The following is a 6,567-nucleotide window of genomic DNA, read 5'->3' on the forward strand; positions in this document are numbered from 1 at the left end:
CCCCGAACGTGCCGGCAGCCCCGGCGGCCCCGAACGTGCCGGCAGCCCCGGCGGCCCCGAACGTGCCGGCAGCCCCGGCGGCCCCGAACGTGCCGGCAGCCCCGGCGGCCCCGAACGTGCCGGCAGCTCCGGGAGCCCCGGACGCGCCGGACGCGCCGGCGATTCCGGCGGCCCCGGCGGCACCGGCGGCCGCCGCAGACCCGGCCGCCCCGCCGGCCCCGGCAACCGCGGGGGCGTCGGACCAGGAGGCGCCCCGGTCCGGACGGGCCCCGGTGTCCCGGTCGGCGCGGGCCAGCTCGGCGGCACCCAGCGCCACGGCGTACTTCGGGTGCGTGTCGACCACGATCGGCCTGCCCAGCGACTCCGACAGCATCCGCCCGACCAGCGGGATCCGGGACGAGCCGCCGACCAGCAGCACCGCGGACAGCTCGTCCGGCGCGACGTGCGCGGACCGCAGGGTCCGGGTCAGCGCGCCGATCGTCGACTCGATCTGCGCGCGGATCATGCTCTCGAACTCGTCGGCGGCGAGGCGCACCTCGAAGTGCCGGTGCGGGAGGAACACCGGGATGGTGGTCTCGCTGTCGATCGACAGCGCCTCCTTGGCCAGCACGCAGTCCTGGCGCAGCCGGGCCATCGCGACCGAGGTCTGCAGGTCGCCCATGTCGAGCTCGGTCAGCGCGCCGCCGGCCTGGAAGTTGACGTGCGCCAGGATCGCCTCGTCGAAGTCGACCCCGCCGAGCCGCTCGATCCCCTCCGGCGTGCCCAGGATCTCGATGCCGTCGCCCTGCTTGCGCAGGACGGTCGCGTCGAAGGTGCCGCCGCCCAGATCGTAGACGGCGACGACGTCGCCCTCGGCGAGCCGCCGGGACGCGGCGTAGTGCGCGGCGGCGCCCTCCGGTTCGGTGACGGTGCGTAGCGGGACCGCGTCGGCGCCGGTGAGCCCGGCGAGCTCGGGGACCTCGTCGAACAGCTCGCGCCGGAACGGGCCCCAGTTGGCCGGGTGGGTCAGCACGATGCTCGCCGGGGGCGCGCCCTCGGTGTCCCGGACCACCGCGACGACGTCCCGCAGCACCGCGCCGAGCAGGTTCGTCACCGAGTGGGCGACCCCGCCGAGGATCACCGGGATCGGATCGCCGAGCCGGCGCTTGAACTCGCGGCCGACCCGGTCGGGCTTGGCCACCGCCTGCCGGACCGCGGCGTCGCCGGTGATCATCGTGCCGTCCTCGCGGACGTACACCGCCGACGGGGACACCACGCTCCGGTCACCGAGGGTGAACATCTCGACCTGCGAGTCGTGCGCGACCGCCGCCGCGACGAAGGTCGTCCCGAGATCGACACCCAGGCTGTAGCTCACGGTCGCGCCTCCTGTCCCGGCCCCCGCGGGGCACCCGTGCACCGGCGCTGACGGACCAGCCCGGTACTCGCGCAACCCGCCCGCGCGTTACACACCGACACGTGTCGGAACGCAAGGGTGCAGGCCCTACCCCGGGGTGGGGTGGGCACGCTTCCCCGGCTGCCCCGGGGCCGGGACGATCGACCGATGACGGTCGATCCCGCGCCCGGTGCCGCCGTGGACGACCCCGCGTCCGGCCGCGGTCAGTGGTCCCGGCGCCGCAAGCTCGAACGCAGGCTGCACGACGGCGCCGCGCTGCGGATCTCGGCGCTCACCCTGCAGCTCGGCCTGTTCCGGCACCGGCTGCCCGCCGGGGAGGTCGAGCTGGACCGCGAGATCGACGTCCTGCAGGAGGAGCTGCACGTGGTGCTCCAGGAGCTGCGCGAGGTCGCCGCCGAGCTCTACCCGCCGCTGCTCGACGAGGCCGGGCTCGGCCCGGCGCTGCACGAGCTGTCCGGCCGGCTGGACCGGGCGGTCACCGTCGACGTCCCGGACCGGCGGTTCGGGGCGGCGGCGGAGGGCGCGGCGTACTTCGCGCTGCTCGCCTGCCTGACCGGCCCGGCCGGGGACGGCGGGCCGGTCGCGGTGTCCGCCCGGGCCGACGGCACCGACCTGCTGCTGCGCACCGAGGGCGCCGGGCCGCGGGCGGTCGCCCACTTCGCGGAGTTCGCCCGGCCGCTCGGCGGCAGCGCCGACGTCGTCCCCGGGGCCGCCCCCGGGTCCACCACGATCATCGCGAGGTTCCCGTGCGTGTAGCGCTCGCCGAGGACGGCGCGCTGTTCCGGGAGGGCCTGCTGATGCTGCTGCAGGCGGCCGGCCACGAGGTCGTCGGCTGCGCCGCGGACGGCGACGAGCTCGTCGCGCTGCTCGGCCGGGACACCGCCGACGTCGCGGTGCTCGACATCCGGATGCCGCCGGAGCCGGACGGCGGGCTGGTCACCGCGGAGCGGCTGCGGGCGCTGCACCCGAAGATGGGGCTGCTGTTCCTGTCGCACTACGCCGAGTCGCACTACCTGATGCGGATCCTGGACATCGGCACCGACGCGATCGGCTACCGGCTCAAGGAGAAGGTGGGCAGCGTCGAGGTGCTCACCGACACCCTCACCCGGATCCGGGACGGCGAGATCGTGATCGAGCCGGTGCTGGCGAAACGGCTGGTGGAGCGCCCGCGCGGGGACCGCCGCGACGCGCTCGCCGCGCTCACCGAGCGGGAGCTGGACGTGCTGAAGCTGATGGCGGAGGGCCGGTCCAACACCGGGATCGCCGGGCAGCTCTACGTCACGCCGAAGGCCGTCGAGAAGCACATCGCGAACATCTTCGCCAAGCTCGGGCTGCACGGCGAGTCCTCCGAGCAGCACCGGCGGGTGCTCGCCGTGCTCACCTACCTCCGTTCGCAGGACGACACCGGCTGACGAGGCACTAGCGTTGCGCCGCGCGATCCGGGCGGGCGGGGTGGGTGGTTGCGGATGGACCGGACGTTCGTGGTGCGCGGTCTGCGGACGCTGCTCGCCGTCGTCGCGGTGCTGGCCGCGTTCGCGGTGCCGCTCGGGCTGCTCGGCCCGGTACTCGGCGACTCGCCCGCCGGACTGCTGCTGCCGTTCGCGACCGCCGCGCTGGTCACCGCGGCCGCCGGGACGGTGCTGCCCCGGCTGGACCGGTGGCTGCGACGGTGGAACCCGCAGCTGCCCGGCAGCCCGTACTCCGCGCTCGCCACCGCGGCGGCCCGGGTCCGGGCCGGCAGCCTCGCCGAGGCGCTCCCCGGGCTGGTGCAGGTCGTCGCCGACGGCACCGGCGCGCGGCACGCCGCGCTGTGGCTGGTCGTCGGGGACCGGCTGGTCGCCGCGGCGGCGCACCCGCCGGCCGGGACCGACGAGCCGGTGACCGAACCGGGCCTGGCCGCGCTGCTCACCCGGCCGGACACCGACCACGTGGTGCCGGTGCTCGACGGCGACGCGCTGCGCGCGGCGCTGGCGATCGGCAAGGACCCGCTGCCGGTCACCGCGGCCGACCGGCAGCTGCTGCGCGACGTCGCGAACGGTGCCGGTGCGCTGCTGCGCGAGCTGGCCCGCGGCACCGAGCTGGAGGAGCGGGTGCGCCGCGCCGACGAGCTCGCCGACGAGGTGCAGCGGTCCCGGGAGCGGCTGAACCGGGCCCGCGACGTGGAGCGCCGCCGGCTGGTCGCCGAGCTCGGGCACGCCACGACCGGCCGGCTGGCCGCCCTGCGCGACGAGCTGGGCCGGGCCAGGTCGGGGCTCACCGGCGACGGCCCGGCCGCCGGGGAGGTGCCGGAGACGCTGCGCCGGGTCCGGGAGCTGCTCGAGGAGCTGCTGGACCGGGTCCGGGTGATCGCCCGTGGCGTGCATCCCGCGGTGCTGCGCGACCAGGGGCCGGCGGCGGCGCTCGAGGAGCTGGTGGCCGACCTGCCCCGGCGGGTGCTGCTGGACGCGGAGCCGGACCGCAGGTTCGACTGGGAGATCGAGTCCGGGCTGTACTGGCTGGTGGCGTCCGCGGTGCAGCACCTGGCCACCGGTGACGGCGGCCCGGACCTGCGGGTGCTGCTGCGGCACGAGCGCGGCCGGTTGCTGGCCCGGGTCGAGGACCCGGATCCGCGGTCCGGCGCGGAGCGGCTGCGGGAGGCGCTGGCCGTCGACGTCGAGCGGCTCGCCGCGCTGGGCGGTGAGCTGCGGCTCGATCCGCGCGACGGCGGCGGGGTGCTGCTGCGGGCCCGGCTGCCGGACCGGCTCGATCCGCTGGGCGTTCCCCCGGCGGTGACGTCCGACCAGACGTCCGACCAGGTGTCCGGCTGGGCGCCCGACCGGGTGTCCGGCCAGGCGTCCGACCGGGTGTCCGGCCAGGCGTCCGGCCAGGCGTCCGACCGGGCGTCCGGCCGGGCGTCAGGCCGGGTGTCCGGCCGGGCGTCAGGCCGGGTGTCCGGCCGGGCGTCAGGCCGGGGGTCCGGCCGGGGGACGCCGTGGTGACCGCGGCCCCGTCCCGGGCCGGGACGGCCGGGTTCGCGGCCGCCGTCGTCGTCGGGTCGGTGTGCGCCGTCGGCTGGCTGCTGCTCGGGTCGGCCGCCGCGGTCGTCGGGTACCTGCCCGGCGCCGCCGGCCTGCTCCCGGCCGGCGACCGGGCGGGCGGGCTGCTCACCGCCGCATCCGCCGGCGCGCCGCTCGCGCAGGTCGTGCCGGACTACGCGTGCAGCGCGCTGAACCTGGCCGTCGCCGGGCTGCTGCTCGGTTCCGGCGCCCGGCAGTGGGCGCTGCGGCTGTCGGTGCTCGCGACGATCGGCGCGGCCGCCGGGTTCAACCTGCAGGCGCGCACCGCGGCCGTGCTGCTGGACACGGTCGCCGGGGTCCGGATCGGCACGCTGCTGCTGGTCGCGCTGCCGGTCCTCGCCTGCGCCTGCGCGGTGGCGGCGCTGCCCGCGTTCGCCGGCCGGTGGCGGGATCCGCTGTCACTCGGCACCGCCGCCGTCGTGCTGCTGCTCTGCGGGACCGTGACCGTGACCGTGACCGCCGGCCCGGTCGCCGGCTGCGTGCTGCTGTCCGGCCTGCTGGTGCCGGTGCTCGGGCTGGTCGTGCTGCGCGACGGCGGCCGCGGCCCGGGCGGCGACCGCACCCGGTCGCGGCTGGTCTCCTGCACCCTGCTCGCGATCCTGGTGACCGTCGCGGTGCTGCTCGCCGTGACGGTGGCGCTGGTCGTGCTGGGCGCGCCCGGCCTGACCGTCGACGTCCCGGTCGCTCCCGGCGCCGCACCGCAGGACGCGCCGGCCGCGCTGCTGTTCTGGTTCGCCCGGATCGCCTCGGCCGCGGTCGCGCCCGCGATGCTGGTGGCGGTCACCGGCACCCGCCGCCGACCGCTGCTGAGCCGGGGGATCGTCGTCGCGCTGGTCGCGGCGACCACCGGCGGCGCGGTGGCGGTCCTGCAGGCCGGCCTGGCCGCCGCCGGGCCGGGATCGGGCACCGGCTGGACCGTCGTGGCCGCGGCGCTGCCGGTCGCCGCGGTGCTGCTCCCGCTGCGCGCCCGGGTGGAGGACGCCGTCGACCGGTACCTCTACGGCAGGCGGCCGACGCCGTACAGCGGGCTGGCCGGGATCGCGGCGCTGTCCCGCGACGGCGGCGACGGCTCCCCCGACCTGGCCCGGGCGACCGAGGCGGTGGGCCGCGGCCTGGGCGCGTCGGTGTGCCGGCTGACCGTGCACCGGCCGGGGCTGCGGGACCGCACCTACGCCTGGACCGCGGACGGGGCCCGCCCGCCCACCGATCCGGACGCGCTGGTGCGGGTACCGGTCCGGCACGGCGACGACGACCTCGGCGAGGTCGCGGTGGACCGGGCGGCGGTGGAGGGCCTGCGCACCGACCGCAACCGGCTGCTCGCCGACGTCGCGGACAGCCTGGCCGTCGTGCTGCAGGCCAGCCGGTCCGCGATCGAGCTGGAGCGGCAGCTGCGGGCGGCGGTCGCGCACGGCGAACGGATCGCGGCCGCCCGCCGGGACGCGGTCGCCGCGATGGACCGGGAACGCCGCCGGATCGAGCGGGACCTGCACGACGGCGCCCAGCACCATCTCGTCACCCTCGGCCTGGCGCTCGGGCTGGTCGAGTACGAGGCGGGCGCCGGTCGTACCGAACAGGCCGTGCAGCGGCTGGACATGCTGCTGGAACGGGTCGACGCCGCCGAGGCGGTGCTCGCCGAGACCGCGGGCGGCGTGTCCGCCGGGATCCGGGCCGAGCAGGGGCTGGTCACCGCGCTGCGGGACGCGCTGTCCGGGGGCGATCCCCCGGTCGTCGTCGTGCACGACGGGGTGCCCGCCGACCGGCGCTATCCCGGCGACATCGGCGACACCGCCTACTTCTGCTGCCTGGAGGCGGTCGGCAACGCCCGCAAGCACGCGCCCGGGGCGGCGGTGCGGGTCGACGTCGAGGAGAGCGGCGGGATGCTGCGGATGGCGGTCCGCGACGAGGGCCCCGGCTTCGAGCCGGGGCCGTCGGCGGCGCTCGCCGGGGCGCCGGGGCGTGGATTGCGGAACCTGACCACCCGGCTGCTCGCGGTCGGCGGGACGGTCGCGGTGCGCTCGGCCCCGGGATCCGGGACGACGGTGATGTGGTCGCTGCCGGTGCCGGGCGGGACCGGGACCGGGGCGGCCGGGGCGGCCGGGGCGGCCGGGGCGGCCGGGG

5 protein-coding genes are annotated in these 6,567 nt (G+C 77.8%); 4 read left to right on the forward strand and 1 reads right to left on the reverse strand.

Features of this window, described 5'->3' with window-relative positions:
• Positions 1–1,354: Hsp70 family protein (locus ABD160_RS20035; protein WP_344024703.1), on the reverse strand; the 1,354-nt coding region annotated here is incomplete at its 3' end.
• A 186-nt stretch (positions 1,355–1,540) separates the two neighbouring features.
• Here ABD160_RS20035 and ABD160_RS20040 point away from each other — a divergent pair.
• The 4 genes from ABD160_RS20040 to ABD160_RS20055 form a co-directional block, all read left to right on the forward strand.
• Positions 1,541–2,149: a histidine kinase gene (locus ABD160_RS20040; protein ID WP_344024705.1), complete on the forward strand. Its 609-nt coding sequence runs from the start codon at positions 1,541–1,543 to the stop codon at positions 2,147–2,149.
• Positions 2,140–2,805: a LuxR C-terminal-related transcriptional regulator gene (locus ABD160_RS20045; protein WP_344024707.1), complete on the forward strand. Its 666-nt coding sequence runs from the start codon at positions 2,140–2,142 to the stop codon at positions 2,803–2,805. Before ABD160_RS20040 ends, ABD160_RS20045 begins: the two co-directional genes overlap by 10 nt.
• A gap of 54 nt (positions 2,806–2,859) precedes the next feature.
• Positions 2,860–4,371 (forward strand): sensor histidine kinase, encoded by a 1,512-nt coding sequence (locus ABD160_RS20050; RefSeq protein WP_344024709.1) that lies wholly within the window; start codon positions 2,860–2,862, stop codon positions 4,369–4,371.
• Positions 4,368–6,567, forward strand: a 2,200-nt coding sequence (locus ABD160_RS20055; protein WP_344024711.1) for an ATP-binding protein, incomplete at its 3' end; no start/stop codon positions are given. The genes ABD160_RS20050 and ABD160_RS20055, both read left to right, overlap by 4 nt.

The sequence above is a fragment of the Pseudonocardia kongjuensis genome (genome assembly GCF_039526905.1).
In the GTDB taxonomy this organism is placed as follows: Bacteria; Actinomycetota; Actinomycetes; order Mycobacteriales; family Pseudonocardiaceae; genus Pseudonocardia; species Pseudonocardia kongjuensis.